Below are 15,261 nucleotides of genomic sequence, written 5' to 3' on the forward strand. Positions count from 1 at the left end.
CGCCGGCACTTCTCTCTGTGCAATCGGCGGGGCGCGGCAGCTCGTCAGAGTTCCGGTAGCTGAGCTGCTGGAACCGTTGTCAACTCCGGGGCGGCCGTCCGGCCGCCCCCCTGCGAGTGAGGGCAGACCATGATCCTCGATGGATTACTCCCTGTTCTGATTACAATGGCACTGGCGCTGCTGGTGATCGGCGCCGTGCGCCGTATCAACCTGTGGCGTGCCGGTCAGCCTGAGTCGGTGAGCCTGATCGCCGGCCTGATGGCGATGCCGCGCCGCTATCTGGTGGATCTGCACCATGTGGTGGGCCGCGATAAATATATGTCCAATACTCACGTCGCCACCGGTGGTGGCTTCGTGTTGTCGCTGGCGCTGATTGTGCTGGTGCACCTGTTCGGCCTGGATAGCAAGATCCTGGCCTGGGCGCTGCTGGCGGCGACCGCGCTGATGTTCGTCGGTGCGCTGTTCGTCTACAAGCGTCGTCAAAATCCGCCGGCCCGGTTGTCGAAAGGTCCCTGGATGCGGCTGCCGAAAAGCCTGCTGGTGTTCGCGGTCACCTTCTTTATCGTCACCCTGCCGGTGGCCGGCGTATTGCCGGAAGACTTCGGCGGATGGGTACTGGCGGTGATCCTGCTGATCGGTATCGCCTACGGTTTGGGCGAGATGCTGTTCGGTATGACCTGGGGCGGGCCGATGAAGCACGCCTTCGCCGGCGCACTGCACCTGGCATTTCACCGTCGTCCGGAGCGCTTCGGCGGTGGCCGTTCGACCGGTCTGAAGCCGGTCGATCTGGGGGCCGAAGTACTGGGTGTCGCCAAACCGTCCGATTTCAAATGGAACCAGCTGCTCGGCTTTGACGCCTGCGTACAGTGCGGTCGTTGCGAGGCGGTCTGTCCGGCATTCGCCGCCGGCCAGCCGCTGAACCCGAAGAAGCTGATCCAGGATATGGTGGTCGGCCTGGCCGGCGGCAGCGATGCCAAGTATGCCGGCAGCCCCTATCCGGGCCGTGAGGTGGGCCAGGCTAAGGGCGGACCGACCCAGGTGATTACCGAAGGGCTGGTCAATCCGGAGACGCTCTGGTCCTGCACCACCTGCCGCGCCTGTGTCGAGGAGTGCCCGATGATGATCGAGCACGTGGACGCGATCGTCGATATGCGCCGTTTCCTGACCATGGAGAAGGGCAATACCCCGAACAAGGGCGCCGAGACGCTGGACAACCTGATCGCCACGGACAACCCGAACGGTTTCGATCCGGGCGGCCGGATGAACTGGGCGGCGGACCAGAACCTGAAGGTGATGGCCGATGTGAAGGAAACCGATGTACTGTTCTGGGTCAGCGACGGTGCCTTCGATATGCGCAGTCAGCGGATCCTGCGGGCGTTCGTCAAACTGCTGAAGGCCGCCGACGTGGACTTCGCGGTGCTGGGCGACGAGGAACGCGACAGCGGTGATGTGGCCCGTCGCCTCGGTGATGACGCCACCTTCCAGAGCCTGGCTAAGCGCAATATCGCGGTGCTGAACCGTTACAAGTTCAACCGGATCGTCACCACTGACCCGCATGCGTTCCACTGCCTGAAGAATGAGTACAAGGACTTTGGTGGTGACTACGAGGTGCTGCACCACACCACCTTCATCAATGAGCTGGTGAAGGCCGGCATGTTGAAGCTGGATATGTACAAGGGCGGCACCGTGACCTATCACGACCCCTGCTACCTGGGCCGCTACAACGGCGAATACGATTCGCCGCGCGAGCTGCTCAATGAGCTGGGCATCGAGCTGGCCGAGATGGAACGTTCCGGCTTCCGTTCCCGCTGCTGCGGCGGTGGTGGTGGCGCGCCGATCACCGATATTCCGGGCGAGCGACGCATCGCCGATATGCGGATGGAGGACGTCAAGGCCACCGGTGCCGAACTGGTCGCCGTCGGTTGCCAGCAGTGTACGGCGATGCTGGAAGGGGTGGTTGAGCCGCGTCCAGAGGTCAAGGACATTGCTGAGATCGTGGCCGAAAGCCTGGTCGAGGAGGTGCACTGATGAGTGATCTGATTCGTCGCGATCCACGCCAAGAGTGGATCGCCCGCAACCGACTGCATCCGCAGCATGCCGAGCTGATCGCTCCGGCGGCTGAAACTCGCGGGCCTTCCGGGCTGATCCGGCGCAATCCGCACGCGGTTGGCTTTATCGGCCCGAACGGCATCAAGCGGATAGACCGGCTGGCCGGTAACGGTCCGCAGCTGGGCCAGCGCCGCGGCGGCGCGAAAGCGGCGGCAGAGGTTCAATTGCCGCTGATCACCGTGGTAACGCCGGACTTCTACGTGGTGGCGGTGATGGATATGGTCGGCGGCCGACTGACCGGCCACGACAAAGATGTGTTGGGCCAGGCCCACAAGCTGGTACGGGAGTCCGACGGCGAAGGCGCGGTGGTGGCCGTGGTGTTCGGCGAATCCAAGGAGGAGGCGTTTGATAAGGCGGGGGTGGATCGACTGATCCACCTCGAGGGCGAAGCCTATGCCGGCTACAGTCCGGAGGCACGGTTGACCGCGTTGAGCGTTATCGAATCCCAGCTGAAACCGCGCTACTGGCTGTTCCCGGACAGCATCAACGGTGGTAATGAGTTGGGCTGCCGGCTGGCGGCCAAGCTGGGCGAGCGGCCGGCTACCCAGGCCTGGCAGGTGGACAGCAGCACGGCGGTCTGCCGCGGCGGCAGTCAGCGGATCGATATCACCCGCGACACGCCACGGTTGCTGCTGTTGGCCGAGGAGTGCGCCGACCCGATCGACGAGACCCGCCACGAGGTATTGCCGATTGAGCTGGATACCATGCCGGGTACCTTGGTTCGTATCGAAGACCGCGGCCAGGTGGCCGTGGACCCGAACCAGATTCCGTTGGCTGAGGCCGAATTTATCCTGTCCGCCGGTAACGGCATCCACGACTGGGATCAATTCCACAAGGCTGCCGAAGTGCTGGGTGCTACCGAAGGGGCGTCCCGCGTGGCGGTGGATGACGGCTTTATGCCGCGCTTCCGTCAGGTTGGCGCCACCGGCACCTGGGTGACCGCGCGGGTGTATGTTGCAGTGGGTATCTCCGGGGCGATCCAGCATCTGCAGGGGATCGGCCAATGTGACAAGGTGGTGGCGATCAACACTGACGCCGGTTGCGATATGGTCAAACGGGCCGACCTGAGCCTGATCGGCGACAGCCAGGAGATCCTGGCAGAGCTGATCCAGCTGGTCGAACAACACCGTCAGGGAGGTGCAGAAGATGCCGCATGATCTGAATCTTGCCGTACTGGTCTCCATCGGCCAGCACCCGAAGTCCGGCCGTGCCCGCCGCGCCGAGCAGGATGCCCGTGCCGTCGAGCTGGGCCTCAAGCTGGTCGGTGAGCGACTGGAGCTGCTGCATGCCGGTGAGGCGCAACAGGAGGTACTACGTAGCTACCTGGGTATGGGGCTGAAGGAGATGACGCTGCTGGAGCAGCCGTCAGCCGGCGATGCGGTGCCGGCGCTGGGCCGCTACCTGGCACAGAAGCGCCCGGATATCGTGCTGACCGGCGTGCGTGCCGAGAGCGGAGAGGCTTCCGGCATGACCCCCTACCTGTTGGGCGAGGCGTTGGGTTGGCCGGTGGTCACCCGGATCGCCGACATCATCAAGGTGGAAAACGGTGAAGCGGAGGTCCTGCAGGCGTTGCCGCGTGGCCAGCGACGGGCGTTGAAGGTGCGTTTGCCGTTCGTTGCCAGCGTCGATCTTGCCGCCGAAACGCCGCGCCAGAGCGCCTATGGTCCGGGCCGGCGGGCGCGGATCGACAATGCGTCGGTCGATGCCCAGCAGGATCAGCTACGCAGCCAGTGGCAGGAAGCGCCGGCCCGCAAACGGCCCAAGCGGCTGAAGGTGGCCAAGGCCAAGACCGCGGCGGATCGCTTCAAGGCGGCGACCGCCAAGTCTCAGGCCAGTGGCGGCCAGGTGCTGCAGAACGAGTCCGCGCAGGAGCAGGCCCAGGCGCTGTTCAAGCTACTGGTCGAGGAAGGGGTGCTGCGCTAGCGCTCTGCGTGTAGGGGGGATGGTCGGTTGAGTCCGGTGAGCCCCCCTCAATCGTCGTAAATAAGTATCTGGCTGTCGAATTGAGAACAGCGAGGTTTGTCGGAAAAGTTAGTATATATCTGCCTCGCCCAAGTTAGCTCATAAATATATTCTTGGGTTGCTGAAAAATATAAGGATCTTTATATTTCGGCACCAAGAGGGGTAATTGGGAAATCTTGGGCTATCTACCCAAATACAGCACTGGATAAATGATTGTTCGCTGGCTCGTGCTGGTTTGTTAGGGGATGTTTCATCCCCTTTTTTTATTCCATTTCAATCATCCCTTCTTTTTACCGCGATACCTTTCCTTGCATCCTGATACACCGCGAGCTCTGCTCAACGGCCATGACATCCCTGAAAGATACCCGCTAACTGGTTGAATTATCGAGCTGTCGTGGCGGCTGGGACGGTGAGGCGCTGGTTTCGAATGGGTACTTTGTCAAACCGGGCAGGGCGATTCCGGGTGGTCGATGTCTCCTATGAGTAAGTAGGTGTCGTAATCAGAAAGCTTCACCCCCATCAAGCTCGTAGTATAGAAACGTTGATTTCTATCAAGCAATCAACTTCGAAAATAAAAACAATTAGCTGGGGAGTAGCCGTATGGACGACCAGGTCACGGTTTCAAATCCGTATGATACTGACTACGAACTCGGACAAGACAATGTCAAAGTACTGGGGATGGATATCCATAATCCCGTCTTCGGGACCAGTGCCGCCGCCATTGTATTGTTCATTGTGTTAACCCTGATGTTTCCGGCCGAATCCAAGGATTTGCTGGTCGGTGCGCGGGGCTGGGCGATCACCAATTTTGATTGGCTGATCATGGGCGGCGGGAATATCTTCGTGATTTTCTGCCTGGCAATGATTTTCCTGCCGGTGGGCAAGATCCGCCTGGGCGGTGTTGACGCAAAACCGGATTTCAGCACCAGGTCCTGGCTGTCGATGCTGTTCGCAGCGGGCATGGGCATCGGACTGATGTTCTGGAGTGTCGCCGAGCCGGTCGCGTACTACACCAACTGGTACGGTACTCCGCTGAATGCGGCACCGAATACGCCGGAAGGCGCCTCGGCGGCGATGGGCGCCACCATGTTCCACTGGGGGCTGCATCCCTGGGCGATCTACGGTGTGGTCGGCCTGGCATTGTGCTTCTTTACCTATAACAAAGGATTGCCGCTGACCCTGCGCTCGGCGTTCTACCCGCTGTTCGGTGAGCGCGTCTGGGGGCCGATCGGCCATGTGATCGACGTGTTGGCGGTGTTGGCCACCATCTTCGGTCTGGCGACCTCGCTTGGGCTGGGGGCGCAGCAGGCTTCCGGCGGTCTGAACTTCCTGTTCGGCATCGAAAATACTATCGCTTTGCAGATCGCGGTGATCATCGTCGTGACCTTGATTGCACTGATGTCGGTGGTGCGTGGTCTGGATGGCGGCGTCAAAGTACTCAGTAATATCAACATGGTTATCGCCTTTGCGTTGTTGCTGTTCGTGATCGTCGCCGGTTCGATCACCGCTTTCTTCAGCAACTTCTTCGGCGTGCTCGGCAGCTATGCCGAAAACATCCTGCCGTTGAGCAACTGGGTTGGCCGCGAAGACGAAACCTGGTTCCACGGCTGGACCGTGTTCTACTGGGCCTGGTGGATCTCCTGGTCACCGTTCGTCGGTATGTTCATCGCCCGCGTGTCCCGTGGTCGTACCGTACGTGAGTTCATGATTGCCGTACTGCTGATCCCGACCCTGCTGTCCGCTGTTTGGATGGCTGCATTCGGCGGTACCGCGCTGGATCAGGCGCAGGCGGGTGTCGGTGCGTTGGCTGAAGGGGTGTCAGATGTTTCCCTGTCTATGTACCAGATGCTGGCCAACCTGCCGCTGGCCGAGTTGACCTCCGGCATCGCCGTACTGCTGGTACTGGTGTTCTTTATCACCTCGTCCGATTCCGGCTCGCTGGTGATCGACAGCATCACCGCCGGTGGCAAGGTCGACGCACCGGTCAGCCAGCGGGTGTTCTGGGCTACTGTGGAAGGCCTGATTGCCGGCGTACTGCTGTTTGGTGGCGGTGCCGAAGCCCTGTCTGCATTGCAGGCCGGCGCGGTGACCACCGGGCTGCCGTTCACGGTTATCTTGCTGCTGATGTGCGTCAGCCTGTATAAGGGCCTCAAGCACGAACTCCGTTAACCAATTGGCAGGTGGTTGGCCAGCGATGCCGGCTACCTAGCTAAAAAATTGAAAACCGGGGCCCGAAAAGGGTTCCGGTTTTCGCGTTACCAGAGATGGGAGAGAACGCCATGATGATTGCCGATCTGATCGACCAGGACGATCTGTATGAACGTTTCAGCTGTATCGGTGTGCCGCTGCGCCAGGACTCCGATCCCGCCACCCAGTGCCGCCAGGCGGCTTGCTGGTTTGAAAAGCAGGATGCGGAGCGGCGTAGCGCGATGATCAAGTTGATGGACGAACTGGTCGCCAAGCGTGAGCTGATGCTGCCGGAGGTACGTCAGGCACTGGATACCTATCTGGCGGAGTTGGCGTAAGCTGGCAGCGGTACTGGCACCCGTTAACGCGAGTGGGCCGGAGCTATCCGGCCAACCCGCAGGGGGCTGTCAGCATTTCCAGCTGAGGAACCTGTGTGGTGGTCAACAAGTCCGGAAAGCCCCACAGAAAACATAAGGCGCCTATTTGCAGGTTTCCTAAGCTTGTTCTCGCCGCGGAGTCGCTGATTTAATACCGCTCCCCTGGTAAGCATCAGTAACGAAACAGCTATGTATATTGGCGAAGTCGCTAGCCGTACCGGTTTAACGGTCAAGGCGATCCGGTTTTACGAGGCCAAAGGTCTTATCGAAGTGCCGGCCCGATCCGGCCGCTACCGCATCTACCGCGAGCGGGATATCGAGATTCTGCTGCTGATAAAAGAGGCCAAGTTGCTTGGTGCAACCCTGAGCGAATTGGCGGACGTCATCCAGTACCGTGATGGCAACGTGGACTGGTCGCGAATCCTCCGGTTTCTGGGGGAGATTCGGCAACGCTTACTCGAACGCCGCCTGGAAATTGATGTGCAGCTTGCCCGGCTGGAAAGGTGCTGTGCGGAGATCGACCGCTGCCCGGATAGTAGTTGACTCTCCCCCTTAGGGGAGACTCTAGACTCGGCTTTTTCAATCATTGAGAGTGATAGCACGTGAAAAAGCGAGTACTGGTGTTGAACGCCAACCCCAAACAGCGCAGCCTGTGCGGGCTGCTGGCAGAGGCCTATGCCCAGGAAGCCCGGGCGGAGGCTGAGGTCAGAACCTTCCAACTGGCAGCAATGGATTTTAATCCCGATCTTCAGCATGGCTACGACCGTGTTCAGCCGCTGGAGCCTTCGCTGGCAGCGTTTCAGGAGGCACTGGTCTGGGCGGAGCACCTGCTGATCTGTACGCCGATCTGGTGGGTTGGTATCCCGGCGAAATTCAAGGGACTGCTGGACCGGACCCTGTTGCCAGGCTTTGCCTTCAACTTTGAAGCGGGCAATCCGCATCCGATTCCACTACTGGGTGGAAAGTCCGTACGTATCCTGATGACCATGGATGCGCCGCCCGAATACTATGTCGACGAGTTGGGAGCGCCTGCGTTAAAGCAGTTGGATCTGGGTACCTTTAAGTTCTGCGGTTTTGAGCGGGTAGAGTGTGATATGTTCGGGCCGGTGATCGACTCCGATGAGGCGCAGCGGCAGGAGTGGCTGGAGCGGGTCAAGGGGCTTGGCGCGGATGTGGTTTGATTATCTATATCCACCAAACCGCATGACGATCTGAAATATCGGCGCATATAGCTCCGCTTGAGACGTTTCCTGGCATCTTAAATAGTAAAAAATCCGGAACCCTGGCTCAGGATTCCGGATTTTCTCTTGCCTAACCGGTGGCTCGTTGAGCTTAACCGACTCGAATAAAGGCTCTTATTTGCCGTTCAGGTTTTTGCGGACGGTTTCGCTGTACCAATCCATGAAGTTGATCACACCGAACTCGAAGGTCTCGGAGTACGGGCCCGGCTCGTAGCCGATCGAGTTGATACCGCGCTGGTTCTCTTCACCTAGGATGCGGTCCTGATCATTGGTGGCATCCCACACCTGACGCAGACGGGCCGGATCGTAATCCACGCCTTCCACCGCATCTTTGTGTACAAACCACTTGGTGGTCACGATGCTCTCCTGCGCGGAGACCGGCAGTACGCGGAACACGATGAAGTGGTCGCTCTGCATGTGGTTCCAGGAGTTGGGCAGGTGCAGGATGCGCATGGAGCCCATCTGCGGGTTGCGGATACGGCCCATCAGCTTCTTACAGCCCGCTTCGCCGTCGATGGTCATTACTTTGGCGCCATCTTTCAGCGGCATCCGTACGATGCGGTTACGGTTGTTGCCGTGGTCGCGACGCTGATGCGGGATGTTATCCGCTTCCCACTCCGCGGACTGACGGGCGTACTGATCCAGGAACGCCTGAGAGGCACGGGGGTCGTTGGTGTCGTCCCACTCCAGCAGGGTGTTCAGCAGCTCCGGGTGGTTGCCGTTGCAGTGGTAGCACTCGCGGTTGTTTTCGATGACCAACTTCCAGTTGGCTTTTTCATACATGTTGGATTCCACCGCCAGTTTGGTGTTCTCCACATCGTACGGTTCCATGTATTCGTCCAGGGAGGAGAGGAATTCATCGAAGTCGCCCTGAGGTTCTTCCTTCGCCAGGCTGATGAAGATGAAACCACCGCCCACTTTGCAGTGAGCCTTCTTTAGACCGTGCTGTTTCATATCGAATGCGTCACCCATTTCGGTGCCGGCAAACAACAGATTACCTTTCAGGTCGTACGTCCACTGGTGGTACGGACATACCAGGTTTGCCACCTTGCCGCGGTGCGAATCGCAGATGCGGGAGCCGCGGTGACGACAGCTGTTATGGAAGGCGTTAATTTCGCCCTCTGCGCCACGCACGATCAGTACCGGGTTCTGACCGATCTCGACGGTAAAGTAATCACCTCGGTTCGGGATCTCTGAGCTCATACCAACGAACAACCACTCCTTCTGGAAAATTTCTTCCATATCGATCCGGAACATATGCGGATCGTTATAGAGCGGTTGAGGCAGCGAATAATTACGCGGCCGCTCCTCCAGCATCCGTGCCATTTCGGACCGGGCCTGCTCCACACTAGGGTAGCTAATGTTCAACAGATCGTGTTCGTTCATCTTGTTTTTATCCTTGTCGATTTGGGTAGGCAGCGCCACAGCGCGATTGCCTGAAGTTGCACACGGTTCTTGGGGTTGACGCCGCCGACCTTGGCTAGCGGTTGTCCGAACGATCCGGGTCTGAGCGTCTGCGCTAATCCTGTATCAACAAGGTTTACAGGGTTTATCCGATTGCGACCTCAATGTAGATGAAAATCGACCTGTCGATCGACTGTATCCCGCATGAGGTGGGGGATGGGCAAGTTTGTGTCGCAAACAGCTAAATGGCCCCGTCGCGACGGAACCAGAATGAGCTCACCCAACATGGGGCATTGCTACCCGCCTGCTGGATGTAGGCAGCGGCCCTAGCCCAGATGAGAGATAACGAAAATGACAAACGCCATCGCCAAACCGGTTAGTTCCGAATCCTTCAGCCCGATCAACACCCAGACCTGGGCCAACGGTCGTCACAACATGCGTTGTGTCAAGGTGATCGATGAGACCTGGGATGTCCGGACCTTCTGCTTCATGGCAGAACAACCGGTGATGTTCTTCTTCAAACCGGGGCAGTTCGTGACCCTGGAACTGGAGATTAATGGCCAGCAGGTCATGCGTTCCTACACCATCTCCAGTTCGCCGTCGGTGCCGTACAGCTTCTCGATCACTGTCAAGCGGGTACCGGGTGGCCTGGTGTCCAACTGGTTGCACGACAACCTGGATGTCGGTGACGAAATCGCCGTGCATGGCCCGGTGGGGCTGTTCAACTGTATCGATTACCCGTCCGAAAAAGTGCTGCTGCTGTCCGGCGGCGTGGGTATTACGCCGGTGATGTCGATGGCGCGCTGGTTCTTCGATACCAACGCCGAAGTCGATATGGTGTTTGCCCATAGCGCCCGTACGCCGCGTGACGTGATCTACCACCGCGAGCTGGAGCACATGTGTTCACGAATCAGTAACTTCTCGCTGCATCTGATCTGCGAGAAGTATGAGCGTGGCCAGTCCTGGTACGGTTATCGCGGCTATCTTGACCAGGTCAAACTGGAGATGATCGCACCGGACTTCATGGAGCGCGAAGTGTTCTGCTGCGGCCCAACGCCCTACATGAAAGCGGTGAAACGCCTGCTGGAGCAGAACGGCTTCGATATGAGCCGATACCACGAGGAATCCTTCGGGGCCACGCCGGAAGACGTGGAAGAGGCAGCCATCGAGCAGGCCGAGATCGCGATGGAGGAGGCCGATGCCATCACCCAGTCCGACATGGTGCAGGTCGAGTTCACCGCCACCGGCAAGAGCGTCACTATCGCGCCGGGCGAGACCGTGCATACCGCCGCTTCCAAGCTGGGGCTGCATATCCCGAAAGCCTGTGGCATGGGGATCTGCGGTACCTGCAAGGTGAAGAAGACCGAAGGCGAGGTGGTGATGGAGCACAACGGCGGCATCACCGACGAGGATATCGCTGAAGGCTACATCCTGACCTGCTGCAGCGTGCCGAACGGCAAGGTTGTGGTGGATTTCTGATCCGTCAGCATGACGGGCGTTCCGTCATGTCATTTAGATTGAAAACGGCCGGTCGTGGGGCTCTCCTGCGACCGGCCGTTTGCCATCCGGGGCTCGCCGTGAATGATCGTATTAACAGCGGGGTACTCCAGCTGGGTTTCCGGTCGGTACATCTCCCGGATGGTATCGATTAAGCGGTGATTCGAGAGCTGACGGTGATACTGACGATATCTCTGGCAAAGTAGAGGTATCTGTTATGAAAGCCACACTGACAGTCCTGTGTGGTTTGGCGTTGCTGTTAAGCACACCGAGCTACGCCGAGGAACTGTATAGAGGGTATGACACTTACGGCTATCGGACCGTAGAGCGCTCGCCAACGATCGTCTACGAGCGCAGCGGCAATGAGTTTGGCGCACTGTTGGGCGGTATTGCCATCGGCGCGATTCTGGCCAACGAGCTCGATGATCGTCGTCACGCCCGACATAGAGCGCACCCTGACCACCACCTGTACCGGTACGGTCTTCACAAACGGCACCATGGGCATAAACGCCATTATTCCAAGCATCGCCATCATCGCGGCTGGAAAAGGCACCATCATCACCATCAATTCCATCGCCACTGACCTGCGCTGTCGGGACGCACTGGCTGATGTCGTCAAGCGCGAACCGGAGCTGCTGGGCTCCGGTTCGGCGCTGTTTTCCCGCCGCGGAGCGTTCTGAGCGGCTGCTATTGCCCCGTCGTTTCTTTACGGTTTTATCCACCATGCTCCGAGATCCCTGTCCGCCGTCCCGTCGCTGTAGCGCGGTCTCACCGGCGGTAAGTTTGTATTTTCTCTGCCCCCGGGCTGTGGCAGATTTTGGCGTAAGTTGATGTAAAAAGATGTAAATGACGCTGTTAATTATCGCAGTGAATGTAACAGCTATGTTTTACAAATCCGCAGCCGATATGCATAAGCCTCTCTTCTTAAAGCCGGTTTCCGCAGGCCCTGCACAGAAATTGTAACTTCCATTTACAAATCGAAATAAACATCGGTTTGCTGGCGGATTTTTGTTTTTTGGGCGCTGCTGGTGATCCCACCGGCTTGGCGGTATAAGTTAATTCGTTCCTGTCGATTTAACGGCTAGATCACGTTAGTAGGAATACGTGGTTTGATAAAAAGCCAGCAGGAAACACTCGCGTAATATAAAAACAACTTTCCATCTGGAAACCGCGGAGTAAACAATGAAGAAGATTTTGAAAGGGTTCAGCTTGAAAGCGGCGGCTGCCACCACTCTGATGTCTGGTGCACTGTTGTCCGGTTCGGTGCAGGCAGAGACCCTGCTGCGAATTGCCACCACCCATGCGCCGGATCAGTATGCTTCCGAAGTGATGCAGCAGGTCAAAAAAGAGCTGGAAGGGGCCGGGGTGGACTTGAAAGTGAAACTCTATATGGCCAGCCAACTCGGCTCCGGCGAACAGCTGATGGGCGAGGCGGTACGTGGCACCATCGATATCGTACACGCCTTCGTTTACAGCCATAAGGACCCGGTACTGGAGATCAACTCGTTACCCTATCTGGTCTCCAGCTATGACGAGATGGAGAAGGTGTTCAGCCCAGGCTCCAACTTCTACAACCTGTTCGAACAGCGGATGGATAACCTGGGGCTGAAACTGCTGGGCATTACCGGCGAGGGCTTTATCGGTGTGATGTCCTCCTCGGTACCGGAAAACTATCGCACCACCGGTGAGAAGGGCCAGAATATCCGCGTATGGAGCGCCCAGGCCGCCAAACTGGCGACCAAGGATCTGGGCTACAAGACCACCACCATCGACTGGGGTGATGCCTTCCCGGCGATTCAGCAGGGGGTGGTCGACGGCATGATCGGTGCGACGCCTGAAGCCACCTATACCACCTTCAAGGAGGCGATCAGCCACTACGTGCCGTACAACGCCTTCGTCGAAAACACCGCCTACTACGCCAGCAATAAAACCTGGCAGAAAAAGCTCAACGACGAGCAACGTAAAGTGGTGAAAGATGTCTTCACCCGGGCGTCGGCCGGCTTTGTCGACTGGAGCCGCAAAAACGACGCCGCCAACCTGGAAAAACTGCAGGCATTCGGCGTGGAGGTACTGCCATTGAGCGATGCCGAGCGTAGCGCGATCGCCCAAGAGATCCGCACGAAAACCTGGCCGAAGCTGGAGCAGCGGCTGGGCAAGGATATCCTCGATAAGATCGTCGCCGACCTCTGACGGTCCTATTCTCCGGCGCCCGCTCGCCAGTCGATTCACGGCCCGGCTGGCCGGGGCGCCGGCTTTTACCTTTGATCAACTATTGATAAGCCGCTGACCGCAGGTTGGCGTTATATATCGTCGTTTTCCAATAATAAAAAGAGTACGAGTGTATGCATCTGAATATACCGCGGCCACTCGGCAAGCTGGTGAGTATTCTGCTTGGTATCAAGCACTATCTGCTGGCGATATCCAGCCTGATTTTGGCCTTCGTGTTTTTTGCTGTGGTTATCCTGCGCTATCTGTTCGAAGCGGATCTTTTCGCCTATGAAGAGTGGGTGCTGATGATCGCGTTCTGGATCTATTTTCTGGGCGGCGCATTGGGCAGTTATGAAAATACCCATGTCAAAGCCGACTTCCTGCTGTCGCTGATCGATAATGTGCGCACCAAATGGCTGGTGGTCAATTTTACTATTCTGGTCGAGGTACTAATTGGTGTCGTGCTGACCTACTGGGGTTGGCTGATGCTGGCCGAAGAACTCGCCGCCTATCCGCACTGGCAGACCACGACAGGGCTGGAACTGCCGTTCGTTATTCCCAAGCTCGGCATCTTTGTCGGTTTCCTGCTGATGACCTTCTACACCGCGTTGCACCTTTACAGCGGGCTGCGTGACGGGCCGAGCCCGGCCTGGGAAGCCGACGAAGCACCGCCGCATATCTGAACACAGCTGCCAAGCAAAGAACTAACGGGAAAAAATCATGTTGATTATGCTGACACTTCTGGTGATCTGTGTTGCGCTGGTGGCGGGCATTCCGGTGCCGTTCGCCTTCGGCCTGGCGCTGATCTATATGTCGCTGACCGGTGATCATGATCCGGCCGGCTTCCTGACCTCCGGCCACTGGCGGATGAATGTGCTGGTGCTGCTGGCCATTCCGCTGTTCATCATGGCGGGAACCATCATGGAGCGGGGCAAGATCGCCCAGCCGCTGGTGGAATTGGCCGAGCTGTTTGTCGGCCGTTTCAAAGGCGGTATCTCCTATGCCGCCGTCGGTGCCAGCGCCATCTTCGGCTCCATTGCCGGTAGCGCCACCGCCACGCTGACCTGTATCGGCAGCATCATGATGCCGCAGCTGCGCAAGGCCAACTATCCGGAAGGGCTGTCGGCGGCGCTGATTACCAATGCCGCACCGCTGGGGCTGCTGATTCCGCCCAGCGCGATCCAGATCATCTATGCCTGGGTCACCCGGCAGTCGGTACTGAAATGCTTCCTGGCCACTATCGTGCCGGGCATCATCCTGGTGATCCTGCTGTGCATCGTTAACTTCCTGATGCTGCGCAAACATAACGATATCAAGGTACTGCCGCCGAGCGACGATTTCGGCGGCGAGGTGGTCAGGAAAGGGCGCTTCGCGCTGCCGGCGTTGCTGATGCCGTTCATGATCCTCGGCGGTATCTACGGCGGTATCATGACGCCGACCGAAGCGGCAGGTATCGCCGTGGTCTACGCGATTCCGGTGGGCTTCTTTATCTACCGCGGGCTCAATAAAGACAACTTCAAAGAGGCGTTGGTACAGTCCGCCACCACCACCGGGGTGGTGATGGTGATGTTCTTCATGGTGATGATCGTCAGCCGGCTGATGATCTTCGAGGATATCCCCGGCCTGGCCCAGGAGCTGATCTTCTCGGTATCCGACAACCCGATCGTGGTGCTGATCATGATCAACGTGGTGATGATTCTGATCGGCATGCTGATGGACGACGTCAGCGGGGTGCTGCTGGCGTCGCCGCTGCTGTTCCCGATCGTCACCGAGCTGGGCGTCGATCCGATCCAGTTCGCCGCCATCGTCGGCGTCAATCTGGGTATGGGCAATATCACGCCGCCCACCGCACCGTTGCTCTATCTGGGATCACGAGTCACCAACGTACGGGTCAGCGCGATGCTGAAGCCGACCCTGATCATGATCCTGTTCGCCTGGATTCCGACCCTGATCATCACCACCTATGTACCGCAGGTCTCGCTGTTCCTGCCGCAGTTGCTGCTCGGTTGAGGCTGTTTCAAGCTCGGTCGAGGAAACAGAGGTTTTGATTAAGGTGCTACGACATTTCGCAGGGAGGGGATAGGTATTTGGGTTCGGATTCGGAGCGGGCAGGGTGCTCCGAATCGGTCACTTGGGCAGCCGCGAGGCTGCCTTTTTTTGTGTGTGCGCCAGGCATGGCGCGTAGCGCCTTGACTGGCGCTGTTCCGGTACGCGTGGTGGCGGCCGGATGACTTGGTGGTGAAAGTCCACTGTCGGCCCGGCAAGGGGAACGATTA

The 15,261-nt window shown here is 58.4% G+C and carries 13 protein-coding genes; 12 read left to right on the top strand and 1 reads right to left on the bottom strand.

The window, feature by feature from the left end:
• The first annotated feature begins 132 nt into the window (after nucleotides 1–132).
• The 7 genes from K6T12_RS17435 (at nucleotide 133) to K6T12_RS17465 (ending at nucleotide 7,816) form a co-directional block, all read left to right on the top strand.
• On the top strand, nucleotides 133–2,028 hold the full coding sequence (locus tag K6T12_RS17435) for a (Fe-S)-binding protein (RefSeq protein WP_222224168.1): 1,896 nt from the start codon (nucleotides 133–135) through the stop codon (nucleotides 2,026–2,028).
• A complete protein-coding gene (gene etfA / locus K6T12_RS17440; RefSeq protein ID WP_222224153.1) occupies nucleotides 2,028–3,266 on the top strand; it encodes an electron transfer flavoprotein subunit alpha in 1,239 nt (412 codons plus the stop codon). Before K6T12_RS17435 ends, etfA begins: the two co-directional genes overlap by 1 nt.
• Nucleotides 3,256–4,032 (top strand): electron transfer flavoprotein subunit beta, encoded by a 777-nt coding sequence (etfB, locus tag K6T12_RS17445; RefSeq protein WP_222224154.1) that lies wholly within the window; start codon nucleotides 3,256–3,258, stop codon nucleotides 4,030–4,032. Before etfA ends, etfB begins: the two co-directional genes overlap by 11 nt.
• 639 nt (nucleotides 4,033–4,671) lie before the next feature.
• Nucleotides 4,672–6,240, top strand: a complete 1,569-nt coding sequence (locus tag K6T12_RS17450) for a BCCT family transporter (protein WP_222224155.1) — start codon at nucleotides 4,672–4,674, stop codon at nucleotides 6,238–6,240.
• Between the two features lie 110 nt (nucleotides 6,241–6,350).
• On the top strand, nucleotides 6,351–6,596 hold the full coding sequence (locus tag K6T12_RS17455) for a hypothetical protein (protein WP_222224156.1): 246 nt from the start codon (nucleotides 6,351–6,353) through the stop codon (nucleotides 6,594–6,596).
• 228 nt (nucleotides 6,597–6,824) lie between these two features.
• Nucleotides 6,825–7,178 carry a MerR family transcriptional regulator gene (locus tag K6T12_RS17460; RefSeq protein ID WP_222224157.1) on the top strand — a complete coding sequence of 118 codons (354 nt, stop codon included), beginning with the start codon at nucleotides 6,825–6,827 and terminating at the stop codon, nucleotides 7,176–7,178.
• A 59-nt stretch (nucleotides 7,179–7,237) separates the two neighbouring features.
• The gene (locus tag K6T12_RS17465; RefSeq protein WP_222224158.1) at nucleotides 7,238–7,816 is read left to right on the top strand and encodes an NAD(P)H-dependent oxidoreductase; all 579 of its coding nucleotides are present in this window, start codon (nucleotides 7,238–7,240) and stop codon (nucleotides 7,814–7,816) included.
• A gap of 174 nt (nucleotides 7,817–7,990) precedes the next feature.
• Here K6T12_RS17465 and K6T12_RS17470 read toward each other — a convergent pair whose 3' ends face one another.
• A complete protein-coding gene (locus K6T12_RS17470; RefSeq protein ID WP_222224159.1) occupies nucleotides 7,991–9,262 on the bottom strand; it encodes an aromatic ring-hydroxylating oxygenase subunit alpha in 1,272 nt (423 codons plus the stop codon).
• A gap of 369 nt (nucleotides 9,263–9,631) precedes the next feature.
• Between K6T12_RS17470 and K6T12_RS17475 the strand changes: the two genes are divergently transcribed.
• From K6T12_RS17475 to K6T12_RS17495, 5 genes are all read left to right on the top strand, one after another.
• Nucleotides 9,632–10,759, top strand: coding sequence for a hybrid-cluster NAD(P)-dependent oxidoreductase (locus K6T12_RS17475; protein ID WP_222224160.1), 1,128 nt, complete (start codon nucleotides 9,632–9,634; stop codon nucleotides 10,757–10,759).
• 440 nt (nucleotides 10,760–11,199) lie between these two features.
• The gene (locus K6T12_RS17480; RefSeq protein WP_222224161.1) at nucleotides 11,200–11,457 is read left to right on the top strand and encodes a hypothetical protein; all 258 of its coding nucleotides are present in this window, start codon (nucleotides 11,200–11,202) and stop codon (nucleotides 11,455–11,457) included.
• Between the two features lie 502 nt (nucleotides 11,458–11,959).
• On the top strand, nucleotides 11,960–12,967 hold the full coding sequence (dctP, locus tag K6T12_RS17485; protein ID WP_222224162.1) for a TRAP transporter substrate-binding protein DctP: 1,008 nt from the start codon (nucleotides 11,960–11,962) through the stop codon (nucleotides 12,965–12,967).
• 152 nt (nucleotides 12,968–13,119) lie between these two features.
• Nucleotides 13,120–13,668, top strand: coding sequence for a TRAP transporter small permease (locus K6T12_RS17490; protein ID WP_222224163.1), 549 nt, complete (start codon nucleotides 13,120–13,122; stop codon nucleotides 13,666–13,668).
• A gap of 37 nt (nucleotides 13,669–13,705) precedes the next feature.
• Nucleotides 13,706–14,995: a TRAP transporter large permease gene (locus tag K6T12_RS17495; RefSeq protein ID WP_222224164.1), complete on the top strand. Its 1,290-nt coding sequence runs from the start codon at nucleotides 13,706–13,708 to the stop codon at nucleotides 14,993–14,995.
• Nucleotides 14,996–15,261: the final 266 nt, after the last annotated feature.

This window comes from Marinobacterium arenosum (assembly GCF_019795155.1).
GTDB classification, from domain to species: domain Bacteria; phylum Pseudomonadota; class Gammaproteobacteria; order Pseudomonadales; family Balneatricaceae; genus Marinobacterium_C; species Marinobacterium_C arenosum.

What these genes read in the sequence shown, in the direction of transcription:
- K6T12_RS17460 (WP_222224157.1), top strand. Translation starts at nt 6,825, where the DNA reads ATGTATATTGGCGAAGTCGCTAGCCGTACCGGTTTAACGGTCAAGGCG.
- K6T12_RS17480 (WP_222224161.1), top strand. Translation starts at nt 11,200, where the DNA reads ATGATCGTCGTCACGCCCGACATAGAGCGCACCCTGACCACCACCTGT.
- K6T12_RS17455 (WP_222224156.1), top strand. Translation starts at nt 6,351, where the DNA reads ATGATGATTGCCGATCTGATCGACCAGGACGATCTGTATGAACGTTTC.
- K6T12_RS17475 (WP_222224160.1), top strand. Translation starts at nt 9,632, where the DNA reads ATGACAAACGCCATCGCCAAACCGGTTAGTTCCGAATCCTTCAGCCCG.
- K6T12_RS17490 (WP_222224163.1), top strand. Translation starts at nt 13,120, where the DNA reads ATGCATCTGAATATACCGCGGCCACTCGGCAAGCTGGTGAGTATTCTG.
- dctP (WP_222224162.1), top strand. Translation starts at nt 11,960, where the DNA reads ATGAAGAAGATTTTGAAAGGGTTCAGCTTGAAAGCGGCGGCTGCCACC.
- etfA (WP_222224153.1), top strand. Translation starts at nt 2,028, where the DNA reads ATGAGTGATCTGATTCGTCGCGATCCACGCCAAGAGTGGATCGCCCGC.
- K6T12_RS17450 (WP_222224155.1), top strand. Translation starts at nt 4,672, where the DNA reads ATGGACGACCAGGTCACGGTTTCAAATCCGTATGATACTGACTACGAA.
- K6T12_RS17470 (WP_222224159.1), bottom strand. Translation starts at nt 9,262, where the DNA reads ATGAACGAACACGATCTGTTGAACATTAGCTACCCTAGTGTGGAGCAG.
- K6T12_RS17495 (WP_222224164.1), top strand. Translation starts at nt 13,706, where the DNA reads ATGTTGATTATGCTGACACTTCTGGTGATCTGTGTTGCGCTGGTGGCG.
- etfB (WP_222224154.1), top strand. Translation starts at nt 3,256, where the DNA reads ATGCCGCATGATCTGAATCTTGCCGTACTGGTCTCCATCGGCCAGCAC.